Origin of the sequence: Rhodococcus sp. GXMU-t2271 (assembly GCF_041414735.1) — a bacterium.
GTDB lineage: Bacteria > Actinomycetota > Actinomycetes > Mycobacteriales > Mycobacteriaceae > Rhodococcus > Rhodococcus indonesiensis.
This window is the reverse complement of record NZ_JAUIZP010000093.1, coordinates 1-2,938: the sequence shown is the minus strand read 5'-3', so window position 1 is coordinate 2,938 and position 2,938 is coordinate 1. Positions and strand designations below refer to the sequence as shown.

Annotated in this window: 1 protein-coding gene; it reads right to left on the bottom strand. The window is 67.9% G+C overall.

What is annotated here, in order from left to right:
- Positions 1–2,938: amino acid adenylation domain-containing protein (locus QYS60_RS25670; RefSeq protein ID WP_371384656.1), on the bottom strand; the 2,938-nt coding region annotated here is incomplete at both ends.

The following is a 2,938-nucleotide window of genomic DNA, read 5'->3' as shown; positions in this document are numbered from 1 at the left end:
GCACCCGGCGCAGCAACCACATACCCGACCAGCTGCTCACCGGTGTGCGGATCGTTGTGCAAGACCACCACCGACTGTTCGACGCCCGGTTGGGCGAGCAGCGCCGCTTCGATCTCCCCCAGCTCGATCCGCTGACCACGGAGCTTGACCTGGAAATCGGTACGACCGAGATACTCGAGTTCGCCGCCGGCGGTCCACCGCACCAGATCACCGGTGCGATACATCCGCTGTCCGGCCCCACCGAAGGGGGTGGCCACGAACCGCTCCGCCGTCAATTCAGCCCGACCGTGGTAGCCGCGGGCCAACTGCGCCCCGGCCAGATACAACTCACCTGCCACCCCGACCGGCACCGGCTGCAGCCGGCCGTCGAGGACGTAGACCTCGGTGTTCCACACCGGCGCCCCGATCAGCGCCGACGGCGCCGATGGATCACCCGCCCACGCGGTGACGACTTCCGCCTCGGCCGGCCCGTACCAGTTGTGCACCTCCGGCGTGCCATTGCCGTCCCGCACCACACGTCGCACCACCTCGATCGGCAACGCCTCACCGGCGACGAACACCCGGCGCACCCCGGCACCGACACCCTCGGGCACGACCGCCACGAACGCGGCCAGCATCGACGGCACGAAATGCACGGTGGTCACCCCGTACTCGGCGATCACCTCGGCCAGATAGAACGGATCGCGGTGCCCGTCCGGCGCCGCCACCACCAGCCGGGCACCGGTCTGCAACGTCCAGAACAGCTCCCACACCGACACGTCGAACGTGAACGGCGTCTTGTGCAGCACCACATCCGACGAATCGAGCGGATACCGTGCCTGCGCCCACCGCAACTGGTTCACCGTCGCGGCATGGGTCAATGCCACCCCCTTCGGGCGACCGGTCGACCCGGACGTGTAGATCACGTACGCGGTGTTCGACGCCTGCAGACCGGCAATCCGCTCCTCGTCGGCGATCGGCTCGTCGGAGTACCCCGACACGTCGACGACGTCCACCTCGAGCACCCGCGAACCCGGCGCCTCGAACCCGTCCCGGGCGGTGGTCAACACCACCAGCGGAGCCGCCGACGCCAGCACATACTGCGTCCGCTCGCCCGGATGATCCGGATCGATCGGCACATACGCCCCACCAGCGGCGAGCACCGCATGCACCGCCACCACCAGATCCACACTGCGGCGCATCGCCACCGCCACCACCGTCTCCGGCCCCACCCCCGAGCCGATCAGATGCCGCGCCAGCCGACGCACCCGCGAGGCGAACTCCGCGTAGCTCCATTCCTCGTCGACCGAGACGACCGCCGGCACCGCCGGGGATCGACGCACCTGCTCGTCGAACAGATCCACCAACGTCACCGACCCGTCGAGTTCGACGGAGGTCGCATTCCACGTCTCGAGCACCCGAACCCGCTCGGCCGCCTCGAGAATCTCGATCTCACCCACCGGCACCGACGGATCGACCACCACCGACTCGAGCACCCGCACGAACCGCTGCCCGAACCCGACCACCGTCGACTCGTCGAACAAATCCGACGCATAGGTCACAGCACCGACCATCCCGGCCGGCGCCCCCGACTCGTCGAACTGCTCGACGAACGTGAACTGCAGATCGAACTTCGCAGTGTCCAGTTCCGCCTCGACCCCGGACACCACCAACTCCGGCAGCTCGAACCGGGTACGCGCAAAATTCTGGAACACCAGCAACACCTGGAACAACGGCGAATGAGCCGTCGACCGCACCGGCGCAATCTCGTCGACCAACGCCTCGAACGGCACATCCGCGTGCCCGAACGCCGCCACATCCACCGCCCGCGCCTGCGACAGCACCTGCTCGAACGACACCCCCGACTCGACACGAGTCCGCAACACCAGCGTGTTGACGAACATGCCGATCAAGTCGTCGAGCTCACGCGCCCCACGCCCGGCGACGGGCGTGCCCACTGCAATGTCCGCAGTGCCCGACAAGCGCGACAACAACACCGCCAACGCCGCATGCACCACCATGAACACCGTCGACGCGTGCTCACGCCCCACCCGGGACAGACCGGCATGCACCGACGCCGGCACCTCGAACGACACCGTCGCCCCACGGAACGACTGCACCGCCGGCCGCGGACGATCGGTCTGCAACGGCAACACCTCCGGCAGACCCTCGAGCTGCCCGAGCCAATACTGCATCTGCCGTGAGAACACCGACTCCGGATCGTCCACCGACCCGAGCATCCGCCGCTGCCACAACGCGAAATCGGCGTACTGCACCGGCAACGGCACCCACCCCGGCACCTCACCACGATGCCGAGACTCGTACGCCACCATCACATCCCGACCCAACGGCGCCATCGACGAACCGTCACCGGCGATGTGATGCACCACCACCACCAACACGAACTCCGCATCGGCGACCCGGAACAACCGCGCCCGCACCGGTACCTCGGCAGCGACATCGAACCCCGCACCGATCACTCCGCCGACCGCAGCGAACACCTCCGACTCCGGCACCCGCACCGGCTCGAGATCGAGCACCACCCCCGACACCGGCAACACCACCTGCACCGGCCCGTCCGCATCCGACGGATACACCGTCCGCAACGACTCGTGCCGCTCGAGCACATCAGCTACCGCCGCCTGCAACGCCTCCACGTCCAACCGACCCGACAACCGAATCACCAACGGCACGTTGTAAACCGGCGACGACGGATCGAACTGGTTGATGAACCACATCCGCTGCTGCGCAAACGACAACGGCACCCGCTCCGGCCGCACCTGCCGCACCAACGGCACCACCGCACCCGAACCCGCATGCCGCTCGGTCGCCACCGCCAACGCCTGCACCGTCGACGACTCGAACAACACCCGCACCGGCACCTGCGCATCCAACGCCGCACCCAACCGCGCCACCACCTGGGTGGCGTTGAGCGAGTTGCCCCCCAGAGCGAAGAAGT